At 76.3% G+C, this 16,180-nt stretch carries 11 protein-coding genes; 5 read left to right on the forward strand and 6 right to left on the reverse strand.

All coding sequences use genetic code 11. From position 1 onward, the window contains the following. From AB0C76_RS25760 to AB0C76_RS25780, 5 genes are all read right to left on the reverse strand, one after another. Positions 1–1,158 (reverse strand): trypsin-like serine protease (locus AB0C76_RS25760; RefSeq protein WP_359969888.1); only part of this gene is annotated, 1,158 nt, incomplete at its 3' end. A gap of 1,248 nt (positions 1,159–2,406) precedes the next feature. Then, complete coding sequence (locus AB0C76_RS25765; protein ID WP_359969891.1) at positions 2,407–3,174, reverse strand: hypothetical protein; 768 nt, start codon at positions 3,172–3,174, stop codon at positions 2,407–2,409. Between the two features lie 47 nt (positions 3,175–3,221). Then, entirely contained in the window at positions 3,222–3,773 is a 552-nt protein-coding gene (locus tag AB0C76_RS25770; protein WP_359969894.1) for a DUF6328 family protein, read from the reverse strand. Positions 3,774–4,093: 320 nt separating this feature from the next. Next, a complete protein-coding gene (locus AB0C76_RS25775) occupies positions 4,094–5,077 on the reverse strand; it encodes a zinc-binding dehydrogenase (RefSeq protein WP_359969896.1) in 984 nt (327 codons plus the stop codon). Between the two features lie 82 nt (positions 5,078–5,159). Next, positions 5,160–6,626 (reverse strand): MFS transporter, encoded by a 1,467-nt coding sequence (locus AB0C76_RS25780; protein ID WP_359969898.1) that lies wholly within the window; start codon positions 6,624–6,626, stop codon positions 5,160–5,162. Between the two features lie 264 nt (positions 6,627–6,890). Between AB0C76_RS25780 and AB0C76_RS25785 the strand changes: the two genes are divergently transcribed. The 3 genes from AB0C76_RS25785 (at position 6,891) to fusA (ending at position 12,816) form a co-directional block, all read left to right on the forward strand. Next, positions 6,891–9,881 (forward strand): AAA family ATPase, encoded by a 2,991-nt coding sequence (locus tag AB0C76_RS25785; RefSeq protein WP_359969901.1) that lies wholly within the window; start codon positions 6,891–6,893, stop codon positions 9,879–9,881. A gap of 79 nt (positions 9,882–9,960) precedes the next feature. Beyond that, positions 9,961–10,611: a hypothetical protein gene (locus AB0C76_RS25790; protein ID WP_359969904.1), complete on the forward strand. Its 651-nt coding sequence runs from the start codon at positions 9,961–9,963 to the stop codon at positions 10,609–10,611. A 114-nt stretch (positions 10,612–10,725) separates the two neighbouring features. Next, positions 10,726–12,816, forward strand: a complete 2,091-nt coding sequence (gene fusA / locus AB0C76_RS25795) for an elongation factor G (protein WP_359969907.1) — start codon at positions 10,726–10,728, stop codon at positions 12,814–12,816. A 63-nt stretch (positions 12,817–12,879) separates the two neighbouring features. On the opposite strand, the gene AB0C76_RS25800 is transcribed toward fusA, so the two are convergent. Next, positions 12,880–13,740 carry an NAD(P)-dependent oxidoreductase gene (locus tag AB0C76_RS25800; RefSeq protein ID WP_359969910.1) on the reverse strand — a complete coding sequence of 287 codons (861 nt, stop codon included), beginning with the start codon at positions 13,738–13,740 and terminating at the stop codon, positions 12,880–12,882. A gap of 441 nt (positions 13,741–14,181) precedes the next feature. On the opposite strand from AB0C76_RS25800, the gene AB0C76_RS25805 reads away from it, so the two are divergent. Both AB0C76_RS25805 and AB0C76_RS25810 read left to right on the forward strand, forming a co-directional pair. After that, complete coding sequence (locus AB0C76_RS25805) at positions 14,182–15,027, forward strand: helix-turn-helix transcriptional regulator (protein WP_359970128.1); 846 nt, start codon at positions 14,182–14,184, stop codon at positions 15,025–15,027. Between the two features lie 105 nt (positions 15,028–15,132). Beyond that, a complete protein-coding gene (locus AB0C76_RS25810) occupies positions 15,133–16,032 on the forward strand; it encodes a neutral zinc metallopeptidase (protein ID WP_359969913.1) in 900 nt (299 codons plus the stop codon). Positions 16,033–16,180: the final 148 nt, after the last annotated feature.

Genomic DNA, 16,180 nt, shown 5'->3' on the forward strand with positions numbered 1-16,180 from the left:
GTCGCCGTTGGTGTCGCCCGCGAACAGCTGGATCGCGTTCCAGTCCCAGTTGCCGCTCGCCGGAACCGACTTGGGGGAGGACGTGAACGCGCCGACGTGCCCGGCGGTGTCCGCCAGCGCGGTGTAGAAGTCGATCGAGCCGTCGGGGCGGTGGTAGAGCATGGCGAGGTCGGTGCGGCCGTCGCCGTTGAAGTCCCCGGCGACGAGCTTCATGGCGCCGCGGTCCCAGCGGCCCTCGGCCGGCACCACGTACCCGGCCGTGAAGTCGCCCAGCAGCCCGTTCGCGTCGCCCGGCGCGGTGTAGAAGCCGATCCGCCCGTCCGCGTGGTAGTACGCCATGAGCGCGTCCGCACGCCCGTCACCGTCCGTGTCACCGCGCACGCCGCGCTTGTGCACGACCCCGTCGACCCACCCGGCCACGTCGTCCACGCGGCTGGAGGACACCCCGGTCCTGGTCTCGGCCACCCCCAGGCACCCGCCCTGCCACGAACGCGACGCCACCGCCACCAGCTCGGCCCGGCCGTTGGTCTCACGGACCGTGGGCGCACCGGTGTCGCCCTTGCACACCGCCGCCCCGTTCGTACCGGTCGTGGCGAGCGTCGTCGCCTGCACGGCGTCCAGGGCGAACACCCCCGAGTGCAGCTTGCCCGGCACCCACTCGTCCTTGGTGCGCCCGTACCCCGCCACCCGCAGCTTCTCGCCCGCCACCGGGACACCCGCCGCCACCGCCAGCGGCGCGATGCCGTCCACCGGCGTGCTCAGCCGCGCCAGCACCAGGTCCCGGTCGGCCCGCGGCACCAGCTGCGTCACCTGCACCTCCCGCCCGGCCGTCCCGGCCAGGTCGGTGCGCCCGATGACGGCGGTGGTCTTCCACTTCGGCGCGCCGGCGGTGAGCGCCTGCGGCTGCGCGGGGTCGTCGGAGAAGCAACTGGCCGCCGTGATCACCCAGTTGCGGTCCACCAGCGCGCCGGTGCAGGCGCGCAGGCCGTCCCCGATCGACAGCTTCGCGGTGTAGGCGTACGCCCCGTCCGCCGCCGCGTCGCCGACGACGGCCCCGGCCGGGGCGGAGGCGAAGGTGCTCAGCGCACCGGCGGCCGCGGCGACCGCGACGGAGAGTATGCCCGCGCGGCGCGAACGGGACGAACTGCTGTGGGACATGGGAACGTTCCCCCCCCTGGGAAAGGCCGGGATCAGCCGGCGGCAGTGGTGATGGTGGTGGCAGCGTTGGCTGTGAAGGCCGTGACGGCGGCGAAGGCGCGGACGGCGCCGGGCGGGGCGTCGGCATCCTGCCGTGCAGGAGTCCTCGCCCCTTGCACCCATCCCCCCTTTTCTACGGCTCCGCAGCACATGCGGACGTTGCGGTACAAAGCTCCCGGGACGGCCCGCGCCGTTCCCCCGGGACACCCTGGCCGAAGGTTATGGAGGAGTAAGGCAAAGCCAAAGAACAGGAGATCACAGGACGTGGAGAAACGGCTGCGCCCTTGGGGATCTTGGCCGGAAATCCTCGGCGATCTGCATGATCGTGCAGGCTTCCCCGCCGGCCGGGAGGGGTGCCGGGGCCCTGCCGCCCGGCGCGCGCCGGGGCGCCGGGGGGCCGCTGCGGAAACCTGAAGAGCCGGTTCGCGCCACCGTCCGGAATTCTTCGCTCCGTTCTCCGGGTGGTTCACATCGTGTGCTGTCCGTTCCCTGCGCACCCGGATGAAGCGTGGACGAAGGATGGTCAAGGGCACCTTTCCCGGACATTCCGGTGCGCGGGGTGCCGGGTGTGCCGGGTGTGCCGGTTGTGCGGGGAGGGGGCCGGTGGTGAGCTCGCCGCCCGGGCCGGTCCGTCACCACGCCTGCCGCGGATCCGCGTGCCGAGGACCCGCTCCGCGTCCGGGTGGAGCCGCTGCCGATCGGCGGGACGGTTTGCATGCGAGACATCATGGTCCCCCCTTTCCCGGCCAAGCGACCCGGTGTCAGCTGCCGATAGTAAAGGGATGTCAAATGGAAGGTGTGGGACGTTCCAATTCGCGGGAATGGTCGTCGGGGTCCCGCCGTGGCGGGCGCAGTCGGGCGGGCCGCCGGGGGAGCGGCCGTGGATGCGCGGCGGGACGGGCTGACCGGCCGCCCGGAGCGGGCCGCGCCCTGCCGCCCGTTCGGCCGGGAAGCGCATGCGACGGACTGATGGGAAGTCAATTGACGGGGAAGGGCGACCGGCCGGTTCCGCCGCCGGCGGGCGGTGGACACGGTCTCGGGGGAGGGTGCCGGAATTCCGCTTTTTCTTCCGCCGGTCGCAAGGGGGGTGCTGTCCGAGGAACGTCGAGGCCCTGCCGTTCCCGGTGTCACGGGGACGGCAGGGCCTGGGTGTGTGGACGTGTGCGTGCGGTGCCGGGGTGGTGCCGGGCGTCCGCTGGTGGCCTCGGGTCAGCTCGCGCCGGCGGGGGGCTTGCCGGTCTCGTGGGCCAGGGCCTTCTTGGAGACCGCGTCGAGCAGCGGGCTCAGACGGTCGGTCAGGCGCTGGTAGTCGGTGGCGTGGCCGTCGGACCACTGGCCGAGGCCGACGATCATCGCGCGGCCGGCGCCGGCGAAGGACTGCACCATCCCGCTGTCGGCCGGCAGGACGGGCAGGCCCGCGCCCGGGGGTGGGGCCTGGGCGCCGACCTGGTAGTCGGTGACGTCCGCGGCCAGCCGGGTGAGCACGTGGGCGGTGTCGGCGGGGTCGCTGAAGGTGAACACCGACAGGTTGTACTGGTTGCTTCGTTCGTCCTTGTACAGGGCGATCTGGTGGTTCAGGCAGCCGTGACCCTGCTTCACCAGTGCGATCAGGCGCGGTCCCACCGAGTCCGGGCTCGTGCACGTGGTCAGCGTCTTCGAGCCGACCCGGGTGTAGACGATGCCGCCGGCCTTCACCTCCGCCGGGTACGCGTCCTCCAGCGCGATCGGTGCCAGTGCGCCCGGCGAGGCCGAAGCGGAGGCGGAGGGTGCGGGGGTGGAGGGTGCGGGGGTGGAGGCGGCGGGCGCCGGGGCGGGCTTCGCGGCCGGGGCGCCGTCGTCGCCGGCCGGCTGGAGGACCCGCATCACCGCGAAGGCGACCGCTGCCGCGCCCGCCGCGTACGCCAGATTGCGCGGCCAGACCCGGGGCAGCCCGCCGCCGCGGTCGTCACTGCTGTTGCTGCTGTCACTGCTGTTCACAGGCGAACGCTAGTGGCCGGTCGCGGGCGAACTGAAGTTCGTGCAGGTCACGGCTTGATCACCGTTGCTCCGGTGGGCGTGGCCTCCCGTTCCAGCGGGCGCCGCACCGCCCACGGCAGGACGAACCACAGGCCCGCGAAGACCAGCGCCACCACCCCGGAGATCACCAGCGCCAGCGGCGTGCCGAGGATGACGTCCAGCACCAGCAGCACCGCGCCGCTCAGCGCCGAGGCCAGCAGCACCAGGCCGAGCTGGGCGATGCGCACCGACACCCTGACGATCCGGGCCTTGCCCGGATGGCGGAACAACCCGCGGTGCAGTGCCACCGGCGTCGCGAACACCGCGGAGGCCAGCACCGCCAGCAGCAGCGTGGTGACGTACACGTCCTGCTGCAGGTCGCTGAGCTCGGCGAACCGCGGGGTGAAGGCCACCCCGAGCAGGAACGCGAACACGATCTGCACCCCGGTCTGCAGCACCCGCAGCTCCTGCAGCAGCTCGATCAGCCTCCGGTCCGCCCGCGCCGCCGGGCTCTCGGTGAAGAAGGGCGGCGCGGGGGAGGGGGTGCCGGACGGGGGTTGCGGCGACGGGGTGCTGGTCATGCGTCACATTGTGCGGCCCGCGCGGGTCAGTGGCCGCCGTCCGGGCGGCCCGTCTCCAGGTGCTGCTGCCAGGCGGTCAGCAGCCGCTCCGGCAGCCGCCCCCCGTTGTGTGCGGACCGTTTTCACGGCGCGGCAGCGGCAGGGGCGGCAGGGGCAGCGGGGCGGCAGGGGGAGGCGGGCGACGGGGCCGGCGCGGCCGGGTGGTAGGGGCGGCTGGGCGCGATCGGGTTGCGCGGTGCGGGAGTCGGGGGGCCGGGCAGACCGGGGTCCGGCCGGGCCTGCGCGGGGGAGCGGGGGCGGTGGCCCTGCTGCCGGGTGGGTCACAGGTGGCGGTCGAGGGCGGGGTCCGTGCCGGCCGGGGGCAGGGTCAGGACGGCCTTGCCGCGGATGTCGCGGCGGGCCAGGGCGGTGAGGGCGTCGGGGGTGCGGGTCCAGTCGGCGGTGAGGGTGGTGTGGGGGGTGAGCCGGCCGTCGGCGACCAGGCGCACCAGGGTGGCGAGGTCGGCCGCCATGCCCGGCCCGGCCTCGCCGGCGGCACCGGTGGGGTCGGCGCTGATCAGGCCGACGAGGCGGGCGTTCCAGCCCTGGGCGTAGAAGTCGCCGATGGACAGCTGGGAGGGCCCGCCGACGTTGCCGTACAGGACGGCGGTGGCGCCGGGGGCGAGGAGGCGGACGGCGTCGGTGAGGACGGGGCCGCCGACGCCGTCCAGGACCAGGTGGTAGGGGCCGTGGGCGGCGGCGTCCGCGAGGCCGGTGACGGTGTGGCGGGCGCCCAGGGCCCGGGCGGCCTCGGCCCGTTCAGGCCGGCTGACGTGGGCGGTGACGCGGGCGCCGGCGGCCGCCGCGAGCTGGACGGCGAACTGGCCGACGCCGCCGGTGGCGCCCGTGACCAGGACGTTCGCGCCCAGGAGCGGGCCGCCCTGGCGCAGGGCGCGCAGCACGGTGACGCCCGCGATGGGCAGGGTCGCCGCCTGCGTGAAGGTGACGGCGTCCTCCAGTGCGGCGGCGCTGTGGACGGGCGCGGCCGCGCGCTCGGCCCAGCCGTGCTCGTCGAGGCGCGCCAGCACGCGGGTGCCGGCGGCGGGGCCGGTGCCGTCGGCGGCGGCGCGCAGCACGGTGCCGGCGACGTCCTGGCCGGGGCGCCAGCCGTCGGGGCGGCGGCGGATGAGGTTGAGCTCGTCGCGGTTGAGGGCGTAGGCGTGGACGGCCATGAGGAACTCGCCGTCGGCGGGCTCGGGTTCGGGCAGGGTGTCGGCCAGGCGCAGGCCGGCCGGGGCGGTGGGGTCGGTGATGAAGCCGCGCATCGTGATCAGTCCTTCAGGGGGAGGGCAAAAAAGGGAGGGAGGGAAAAAGGGGAGGGAGGGCACAAGGGGGAGGAGAAGGGGGTCAGGAGGAGACGGGGGTCTTGGCGGCCGGGGCCGCGGCGGAGACGGGCGCGCCGGCGGGTGCCTGGGGCCGGGGCAGCCGCGTGACCAGGGCGGTCGCCGCCGCGTACAGCAGCGCGGCGAGCCACAGGGCGTGTTCGGCGGCGTCCGCGTAGCCGGCCGGGGTGGGGTGGTGGCCCAGGGCGGAGAAGAAGACGGCGCCGAGGACGGCCACGCCGGTGGCGGTGGAGAACTGCTGGGTGGTCGTCAGGATCCCGGAGGCGGCGCCGGCCCGCTCGGGGCGCACGCCGCCCAGCACGGTGCCGGTCAGGGCGGGCATGGTCAGCCCGCTGCCCAGGCCCACCAGGGCCAGCGGCGCGGCGATCAGCGGGGCGCCGGCCGCGGCGCCGGCCAGGTGCAGTTCGAGGGCGAGCAGGGCGATGCCGGCGGTGCCCAGGGCGTTGCCGGCCAGCAGGGCGCGCGGGCCCAGGCGGGCGGCCAGGTGCCGGCCGAGCAGGGCGGCGGTCATGGTGCCGGCGCCCAGCGGCACGAACACCAGCCCGGCGTGGGCGGCGTCCAGGCCGAGTCCGCCCTGCAGGAGCAGGGTGGTGGTGAGCATCAGGCCGCCGAAGGAGGCCATGACGGCGACGTTGACGAGCAGTCCGATGCGCAGCGGGCGGGAGGCGAACAGGGCGAGGTCGAGCAGCGGCTCGCCGCCGCGCGCGGCCAGGCGGCGCATCCAGGCCAGGGCCGCGGCCAGCGCGGGCACGGCGGCCACCAGCGACAGCACGCTCCACAGCGGCCAGCCCTCCTCGCGTCCGACCACCAGCGGCACCAGGGCGAGCGCGAGGGCGAGGGTCAGGGCGAGCGCGCCGACCGGGTCCAGGCCGGGGCGGGCGGCGGGGGTGCGCCGGGGCAGCAGACGGGCGCCCGCGGCGAGGGCAGCGACGCCGACCGGCCCGTTGACCAGGAAGATCACCCGCCAGCCCAGGCCGAACACGTCGGCCTGCAGCAGCGCTCCGCCCAGCACCTGCCCGGCTATGCCGCCCAGACTGATCGTCAGCCCGAACCAGGCGAGGGCGCGCGGGCGCTCCCCGGCCGGGAAGGCGGCCGCGATCAGGGCGAGGACCTGCGGGGCCATCGCCGCCGCCGCCAGGCCCTGCGCGAGACGTGCGGCGATCAGCTCGGGGGCGCCGGCGGCCAGCCCGCACAGCAGGGACGCGGCGGTGAAGCCCGCCATGCCGAGCAGGAACAGACGGCGGTGGCCGAACAGGTCGCCCAGCTTGCCGCCGGTGACCAGGCCCGCAGCGTAGGTGAACCCGTAGCCGCCGACGACCAGTTCGAGCGCGGCCGGGCCCGCCCCCAGGTCGCGGGCCAGGGAGGGCGCGGCGACGTTGACGACCATGTAGTCGAAGGCGGCCATGAAGGTCGCCAGCAGGATCACCGGCAGCGTGCGCCAGCGGCGCGGATCGGGAAGAACGGCGTGCACGGAAGGGGCCTTTCATCAGCGGACTTCGTCGGCGCACCGCGTGGTGCGCGGCGGTGTCGATCACCGCTGGGAAGAGCCTCGCTCCGCACACCCGCCCCGCACATGGGGCGGATTGCCTAGGCACCTCTTCAGATCCGCTGCCCCGGCGCCCTGAACCCTGCCGAACGGCCCACAACCAGGCCCGCGACCAGGGCGTCGGCAAGGATCTCAACCCGCCCCGAGCACCTCGGCGCACCCCGGGCGGCCCTGAGTAGGATGCCGCCGGTGATCACGCCGTCCCGCCCCGCGCCCCTGCTGGCCCGCAGCGCCGAGCTGCGCGCCCTCGCCGACGCCCACGCCCACGCGTCCGCCGCCGGCCCGCTGACGGTCCTCGTCGGCGGGGAGGCCGGGATCGGCAAGACCCGCCTCGTCGAGGAGTTCACCACCCACCTCGCCGCGCACACCGACACCCGCGCCTACCTCGGCGGCTGCCTGGCCCTGGGCGCCGACAGCCTCCCCTACGCCCCGTTCGCCGCCCTGCTGCGCGCCCTGGTGCGCGAGTTCGACACCCCGTGGACGGCCGGGGTCCTCGGCCCCGCCGGGCGCCGCGCCCTCGCCCCCTGGCTGCCCGAACTCGACGGCACCCCCCACCCGGACGCCCTCGATGAACCCCGAATACCGCCCGCACCCGACCCCCACGGACGCTCCCGCCTCTTCGACGCCGTCCGCACCCTCGTCGAGGCCGCCGCCGCACACCACCCCGTCGTCCTGGTCGTCGAGGACCTCCACTGGGCCGACACCTCCAGCCGCGACCTCCTGCTCTACCTCGCCCGCACCCTCACCCGCCCCGGCGTCCTCCTCCTGGCCACCCACCGCTCCACCGACCTGCCCGACGACCACCCCCTGCACCCCCTGCTCACCGCCCTCACCCGCCTGGGCCCCGTACGCCGCGTCGACCCCGCCCCGCTGCGCCGCGCCGACGTCGCCCGCTGGCTGGCCGACCACGGACTCGACCCCGCCCGCGCCGAGGAGATCCACCGCCGCAGCCAGGGCAACCCCCTGTTCGTCGAGGCCCTCGCCGAGGCCGGCGGCCCCGCCACCCCCGTCCCCCTGCGCGACCTGCTGCTCACCGCCCTGCGCGAACTGCCCGACGCCGCACGGCAGGTGGTGCGCGCCGCCTCGGCCGCCTGCGCCGTCGAGGACACCGTCGGCCACCGCCTGCTCGCCGCCGTCCTGCCCGAACACGCGGACCTGGACCAGTGGCTGCGCCAGGCCGTCGAACGCCGCCTGCTGCAGCCCGACGGCGACGGCTACCGTTTCCGCCACGCCCTGCTGCGCGCCGCCGTCCACGAGGACCTGCTGCCCGGCGAACGCGCCCGCCTGCACGCCGCCTACGCCCGCGCACTGGCCGCCGACCCCGCCCTCGCCGCGCCCGACCGGCTCGACGCGGCCCTGGCCGCCCACTGGCACGCCGCCGGCGACCGCCCCCGCGCGCTGGCCGCCGCCGCCCGCGCCGCCGACCGGGCCCGGCGCGCCCACGCCTACGCCGAGCAACTCGCCCTGCTGGAAAGGGTCCTGGACCTCTGGCCCCCCGACGGCCGCCCCGACGCCCCAGGCACCGACGCCCCAGGCACCGACGCCCCAGGCACCGACGCCCCAGGCACCGACGCCCCAGGCACCGACGCCCCCGCCCCGCCCGAGCGCGCCGACGTGGCGGCCGCCGCCGCCCGCGCCGCCCTGGACGCCGGCCAGGCCCTGCGCGGCATCGCCCACGCCACCACCGCCCTCGACGCCACCCCCACGGGCCCGGCCGCAGCCGCCCGCCGCGCCCTGCTGCTGGAGACCCGCAGCCTGCTCAAGCACCGCGCCGGCCAGGAGGGCCTGGACGACCTGCGCGAAGCCGTCCGCACCCTGCCCGACACCCCCACCGCATCGGACACCTCCGCCGTCCGCGCCCGCCTGCTCGCCACCCTCGCCAGCCGCCTGTGGGTCCTGACCCACCACCACGAGGCCCTCGGCCACGCCGAAACCGCCCTCGGCCTCGCCCGCCGGGCCGGCGACCCCGGCGTCCAGGCCCTCGCCCTGGCCACCCTCGCCGCCCACGCCTCCCACACCGGAAACCCCGGCCAGGCCCGCGCCCACTGCGACACCGCCGCCCGCCTGGCCGCCGAAGCCGGCGACGACGACACCGCCGCCCTCGTCGCCGTCGTCGCCTGCGTCACCCACAAGGCCGACGGCCGCTACGAGGACGCCGCCACCGCCGCCCGCCACGGCCTGGACGCCGCCCACCGGGCCGGACTGGCCGGCAGCCGCGGCGCCGTCCTGGCCGCCGTCCTCGCCGACGCCCTCACCCACCTCGGCCACCACGACCAGGCCCGCACCGCCGCCGAGGACGCCCTCGCCCTCGACCCCGCGCCCCTGTACCGGGCCGTCCTGCTCACCTGCCTGGGCACCCTCGCCCTCACCGCGGACGACACCGCCACCGCCACCGAGGCCGCCGCCCACGCCGAGCGCCTCCTGACCCCCCACTACACCGGCCGCGAATTCCTCCTCCCGCTGCACGACCTCCAACTGCGCACCGCCCTCGCCACCGGCGACCACACCCGCGCCGCCCACCTGCTGCGCACCGCCCTCGCGGACCCGCACCTGGCCGACCACCCCGCCCTCGCCTGGCCGCTGGCCCACACCGGCCTGCTCACCGCCCAGGCCCTGCACCCCGACCCGGCGGCCGCCGACCTCACCACCACCCTCACCGCCCTCGTCGAGCGCCTGCCCGCCCCCGGCCCCCTCCAACAGGCCCACCGCGCCTCCTGCCGCGCCCGCCTGAGCACCGAGGCCACCGCCCAGCACGCCGCCGTCACCGCCTGGCGCGCCCTCGCCCACCCCCACCCCCTCGCCGAAGCCCTGCTGCGCGCCGCCGACGCCGCCCTGGCCACCGGCGAGCGCACCGCCGCCGAGGAGTTCCTGCGCGAGGCCGACGCCCTCGCCACCGCCCTGCCCGCCCCCGCCCTCTCCCGCCACGCCGCCCGCCTGGCCACCCGCCACCGCCTGACCACCACCGCCCCCGAAGGCGCCCAGCGCCTGGGCCTGACCCCGCGCGAGACCGACGTGCTGCGCCTGGTCGCCCAGGGCCACAGCAACCGCGCCATCGGCGAGGCCCTGTTCATCTCCGCCAAGACCGCCGGCGTCCACGTCTCCAACATCCTCGCCAAACTCGCCGTCACCTCCCGCACGGAGGCCGCCGCCCTGGCCCACCACCGCCGCCTCTTCGACTGACGTCCGCCGCTCCCGGCGGCAGGCCCCCCGGTCCCGGCCGCCGGGCGGAGAGCGCCTGCCGTCGGCACCCCGGGCGGCCTTGCGGAACCCTCCGGGGGAGCGCCGGTCCCGGCGGCCGCCCGCGCCACCGGCCGTCCGGGAACGCACGCACGGGGCCCGGGAACCGCACCGGGCCGGGCCGCCGGCGCTGCGCCACCCCGACGCGCTGCCCCCGGACCAGCCCCTCGACCCCGCCGCCCAGGTCCTGGAGGCCCGGGCCGCCGCCCACACGCACGGCATCGCCCACCGCGACATCAAACCCGCCGACCTGGTCCTGCTGGACGGCGGACGGGCCCAGCTCTGCGACGTCGGGATCGCCCGGCGCGCCGGCGCCACCCAACTCACCGCCACCGGCGCCCTCGCAGGCACCCCCGTCAAGGGCCCCTCCCGCACCCTCGCTCTCACGGCCACCGCCTGGCACGAGGTCAAGAACCGGCCCCCGCACCGGGACGCGGGAAATCCCGTCGCGCCGCGCCGCCCGCCTTCCCTAGACTCGCCGGGCAGTCACGCCCGTGACGCCGAGACCAGCAGTGAGGGGAGGGGAGTGGCCATGACCGCCCAGCGCACCACCACCCCCTCCACGGCTCCTGCCGCCTCTCCCGCGTCCCGGTACGAGGTGATCCTGGTGTCCCCGTCCTTCCGGTGCCCGCTGCGCGGCCGGCACCGGGGGACGAGTGCGACGAACGCCTGAACAAGGCCGTCCAGAACGGCCGAGAGCCGTACACGCCATCGCATGTGACGCCACGTCAGCACCCGTCGAATCGCGCGCCCATCCACCCGCGGATCACCTCCGAAAGGCCGGGCCATGCGCACCGAGACCACCACCACCGTCACCACCGCCGCCGCCACGACCGCGATCGCCGCCGTCCGCAACCTCGGCATCCTCGCCCACGTCGACGCCGGCAAGACCACCGTCACCGAGCGGGTCCTCTACCTCACCGGCACCACCCACAAGCGCGGCGAGGTCCACGACGGCACCACCGTCACCGACTTCGACCCCCAGGAACGCGACCGCGGCATCACCATCTTCGCCGCCGCCGTCAGCTGTGCCTGGGCCGGGCACCGGATCAACCTCATCGACACCCCCGGTCACGTCGACTTCGCCGACGAGGTCGAGCGCTCGCTGCGCGTCCTGGACGGCGCGGTCGCGGTGTTCGACGCGGTGGCCGGCGTCGAGCCGCAGAGCGAGTCGGTGTGGCGCCAGGCCGAGCGCCACCGCGTGCCCAGGATCGCGTTCGTCAACAAGCTGGACCGCGCCGGCGCCGACCTGGACACCGCCGTCGCCTCCATCCGCGAGCGCCTGCACCCGCACCCGCTGGCCGTGCAGCTGCCCGTCGGCGCCGAGGACGCGTTCACCGGCGTCGTCGACCTGGTCCGCCTGCGCGCCCTGACCTGGAGCGAGGAGGACGGGATGCGCGAGGGCCCGGTGCCCGCGCACCTCGCCGACGAGGCCGCCGAGCGCCGGCGCGCCCTGGAGGAGGAGGTGGCCGCCCTGCACCCCGGCGCCCTGGAGGAGTTCTGCACCGACGGCGCCCTCGGCGCCGCCACCCTGACGGCCGCCCTGCGCGACCTGACCGCCGCCGGCGAGGCGGTGGTGGTGCTGTGCGGCTCCGCCTACCGCAACCGCGGCATCGAACCGCTCCTGGACGCGGTCTGCGCCTACCTGCCCTCCCCGCTGGACGTGCCCGCCGTGCGCGGCACCGCCGGCCCCGGCGACGACACCGTCCTCGAACGCGCCGCCGACCCCGGGCAGCCGTTCACCGCCCTGGCGTTCAAGGTGAGCGCCGCCCCCACCGGACGCCTGACCTACCTGCGCGTCTACGCCGGCCGACTGGAGAAGGGAGACCTCGTGCTGGACACCGCCACCGGCCGCACCGAACGCGTCGCGCGCATCCTGCGCGTCCAGGCCGACCGCCGCACCGAGACCGCCTGCGCGCTCGCCGGGGACATCGTCGCCGTGATCGGCCCCAAGGCCGCCCGCGCCGGCGCCACCCTGTGCGCGCCCGGCGCCCCGATCCTGCTGGAGGCCCCGGTCAGCGCCGAGCCCGTCGTCACCGTCGCCGTCGAGGCCCGCCGCGCCGCCGACACCGACAGGCTCGCCACCGCGCTGGCCCGCCTCGCCGAGGAGGACCCGTCGCTGCGGGTGCGCACCGACCCCGAGACCGGACAGCGCACGCTGGCCGGGCTGGGGGAACTGCACCTGGAGGTCGCGGCGGAGAAGATCCGCCGCGAGCACGGCATCGACACCGTGGTGGGCCGCCCGCGCGTGGCCCACCGCGAACGCCTGGCCGCCGGGGTGAGCGGCTTCGTCCACCGGCACGTCAAACAGGACGGCGGCGCCGGCCAGTTCGCGCACCTGGTGCTCGACGTCCAGCCCCTGGAGGACACGAGTGAGGAGGAGTTCGTGTTCACGTCCACCGTCACCGGCGGACGGGTCCCGCGCGAGTACGTGCAGGCCGTCGAGGCCGGCTGCCGCGACGCCCTCGCCGAGGGCCCGCTCGGCGGCCACCCCGTCACCGGCGTGCGCGTCACCCTCACCGACGGCGCCACCCACCCCAAGGACTCCTCCGAGCTCGCCTTCCGCACCGCCGCCCGCAACGGTGTGCGCGAGGCCCTGCGCGCCGGGCGCCTGCACCTCCTGGAGCCCGTCGCCCAGGTGACGGTCAGCGTGCCCGAGGACGCGCTGGGCACCGTCCTCGGCGACCTCGCCGCCCGCCGCGGGCAGGTCCAGGCCACCGACACCACCCGGACCAGCGCCCAGGTGACGGCCGTGGTGCCGCTGGCCGAACTCTTCGGCTACGCGAGCCGCCTGCGCTCGCGCACCCAGGGCCGCGGCACCTTCACCACCCGCCCGGCCGGCTACGCCCCCGCACCCGCACCGGTGCCCACGGCGTGAGCCACCCGGCCGCCCCTGCCACCCGGCAGGGGCGGCCCCGGGGGCTCCCGCTGCACCGCCCCGCTACAGCGCCCCCGCCTCCAGCGCGGCCCACGCCGACGGGTACTGCGGACGCCACCCCAGGTCCCGGCGCGCCGCCGCCGTCGAGCCGATCCCCTCCCACGGGTCGAACTCCGCCGGCTGCGCGCCCGCGCCGGCGCCCGGGTGCACGGCCCCGTTCAGGACGTGCAGGTCCCAGGCCGTCAGCGGCGCGTCGTCGCACACGTTGTAGGTGCGCCCGGCGATCCCCGGGGTCACCGCCGCCCGCCACAGCGCCTGCGACACGTCCGCGTGGTGCACCGTCGCCAGCCGCTGGTGCGCGGGCCAGGAGCCGGCCCAGTGCAGGGAGTCCGCCAGGTGCGGATCGCCCTCCCCGTAGACGAACGCCAGGCGCGCCACCACCAGCGCCAGCCGCCCGCCCAGCTCCCGCAGCCCCGCCTCCGCCCCGGCCTTGGACACCGGGTACACCCCCCACGCCGGGTCGGGGGCGAGCCGGTCCTCCTCCACGGCCGGACGCCCCAGCCCCCGCCCGTACACCAGCGTCGTGCTCGCCTGGACGAACCGCCGCACCCCGGCCGCCGCGGCCTCGCGCCCCAGCGCCACGGCCGCGTCCCGGTTGACCGCCCACACCTCCTCCTCGGGCACCCCGCGGAAGGCCGCCGCCACGTTCACCACCACCGACGCGCCGTCCAGGGCCCGCGCCCGGTCGCCCGCCTCGCGCAGGTCCCCGCTGACCACGTCGACCCCCAGGGCGGCCAGGTCGCCCGCCCGGGCAGGATCGCGCACCAGCACCCGTACCCGCCCGGCGCCGGCCCACCGCACCAGCCGCGGCACCAGCCGCCGCCCGACCTTGCCCGTCGCACCCGTCACCAAGATCCTCGTCACAGCCTTCTCCGTTCACAGCCGTTCACCGCTGACGGAAGAAACCGTGCCCGCTCGCGCCCCGGCGCGGCAGAGACCTCTCCAACCACGGACCGCCGATCCCTGGATGCGCCGCTCCTTGAGAGAGCAGTGATCCTCAGGGATTCGCCCATTGCCGGGCAAAGGTCCCTGTCCGATCCGGCTTGGAGGGCCAGTGCAGGGTTGACGCTTCGTGGCCACCCCGGCGACGTCGAGGTCTTCGACCACGCCCCGGCATGCCGCAGCAGTGCAACGACCTGACGCCGTGTCGGGTCGAGCGCGAAGCGGTACGCCTGCGCCGCGACCACCAGGCGACCGTACCGCCCATCACCGACGACCGGACGAAACGCCCGAACCACAGAGGAACGCTGATGAAATCGACAACAGTTGGCCACCTCGCCGCGCCGGGTCATCCTTGACCGCATGATCGACCGACCGGCCCTCGCCGACTTCCTCACCCGCTCCCGCGCCCGCCTCACCCCCGCCGACTGCGGCCTGGCCCCCACCGCCCGCCGCCGCACCCCCGGACTACGCCGCGAGGAGGTCGCCCACCTCGCCGGCCTGTCCGTCGACTACTACGCCCGCCTCGAACAGGCCCGCGGCCCCCAGCCCTCGCCCCAGCTCCTGGCCGCCCTCGCCCGCGCCCTGCGCCTGAGCGAGGACGAGCACGACCACCTCTTCCACCTCTCCGGCCACGAACCGCCGCGCCGCCACAGCCCGCTCACCCACGTGCGCCCCGGCCTGCTGCTCATCCTCGACCGTCTCCACGACACCCCCGCCCAGGTGCTGTCCGACCTCGGCGACGTCCTCGTCCAGAACGCGATGGCCGCCGCCCTCCTGGGCGACGTCGCCGCGCACCCGCCCGGGCGGCGCAACATCGTGCTGCGCTGGTTCGCCGAACCCGCCACGCGCGCGCTGTTCGCGCCCGAGGAGCACGAGGACCTCGCCCGCGGCCACGTCGCCCACCTGCGCGCCGCCCACGCCGCCCGCCCGGGCGATCCGCGCGTGGCCGAACTGCTCGCACAACTCCACGCCACCGGAGCGGAGTTCGCCTTCTACTGGGAACGCCACGAGGTCGCCGTGCGGCGCAGCAGCCGCAAGACGGTGCTGCACCCGCAGGTGGGGCGCCTGGAGCTGGAGTGCGAGGTGCTGGTCGCCGGGGGAACGGACCAGGTGCTGGTGGTGCACAGCGCCGCGCCGGGCAGTGACAGCGCCGGGCGCCTGGAGCTGCTGCGCGTGGTGGGCGGCGCCGGGCTCGCCGCCCGCGCGTGAGTCCGGCTCGGGGGCGGGCCGCGGCCGCCCGCCCCCGTAGGCTGGTGCGGCCCGCCGCGCAGGCGGGCACACGCGTACGACGACGAGACAGAAGCGGGCACAGGCATGCAGTTCGACGACCAGGGCGATCTCGACACCTCACAGGTCGACGACCGGCGCGGCATCCCCGGTGGGAAGGTCGCCATCGGCGGCGGGGCGGTGGGCCTGGTCGCCGTGCTGTTCGCCGTCCTGCTGGGCGTGGACCCCAAGCTGCTGGGCCTGTCCTCGGGCGGCGGCTCCACGTCCTCCACCGGCACCCGCACCGCCGGCGAGGTGCAGCAGGCCTGCAGGACCGGCGCCGACGCCAACAAGCGCCAGGACTGCCGCATCGTCGCCGTCACCAACAGCCTCCAGGACTTCTGGCGCACCGAGCTGCCCCGGCGCGGCACCCCCTACAAGAGCGCCGAGACGGTGCTGTTCACCGGCCGCGTCAGCACCGCCTGCGGCCCCGCGACCTCCGCGGTCGGCCCGTTCTACTGCCCCGGCGACCAGAAGGCCTACTTCGACCTCGGCTTCTTCGACGAGCTGTCCAGCCGCTTCGGCGCCAAGGGCGGCCCCTTCGCCGAGTCCTACGTCGTCGCCCACGAGTACGGCCACCACATCCAGACCCTCACCGGCGCCATGCAGAAGGTCGGCGGCGACCGCCAGGGCGCCACCAGCGCCTCGGTGCGCCTGGAGCTCCAGGCCGACTGCTACGCCGGGGTGTGGGCGCACTACGCGACCACCACCAAGCAGCCCTCCACCGGCCGCCCGCTGATCACCTCGATCACCGACCAGGACATCGCCCAGGGCCTGGACGCGGCCGCGGCCGTCGGCGACGACCGCATCCAGAAGCAGGCCACCGGCAAGGTCAACCCGGAGAGCTGGACCCACGGCTCCTCCGACCAGCGCAAGACCTGGTTCACCACCGGCTACCGCAGCGGTGACATGACCCAGTGCGACACCTTCTCCGCCGCCAAGCTCTAGCCGTCGAGCTCCAGCCGTCGGCCCCCGGCCCCCGGCCCCCGGACCCCGGACCCCGGACCCCGGACTCCGGGCGCCGGGCGCCCGCGTGGCGGGGCGGACCCTGTCACCTGTCAGGGACCGCCGCCGCCGCCTCCTTCCTACGCTGACG

The sequence above is a fragment of the Kitasatospora sp. NPDC048722 genome, from assembly GCF_040650235.1.
In the GTDB taxonomy this organism is placed as follows: domain Bacteria; phylum Actinomycetota; class Actinomycetes; order Streptomycetales; family Streptomycetaceae; genus Kitasatospora.

Excerpts from the sequence above, each read along its gene's own strand:
- AB0C76_RS25810 (WP_359969913.1), top strand. The coding sequence starts at position 15,133 with ATGCAGTTCGACGACCAGGGCGATCTCGACACCTCACAGGTCGACGAC.
- AB0C76_RS25775 (WP_359969896.1), bottom strand. The coding sequence starts at position 5,077 with ATGCGCGGCTTCATCACCGACCCCACCGCCCCGGCCGGCCTGCGCCTG.
- AB0C76_RS25770 (WP_359969894.1), bottom strand. The coding sequence starts at position 3,773 with ATGACCAGCACCCCGTCGCCGCAACCCCCGTCCGGCACCCCCTCCCCC.
- fusA (WP_359969907.1), top strand. The coding sequence starts at position 10,726 with ATGCGCACCGAGACCACCACCACCGTCACCACCGCCGCCGCCACGACC.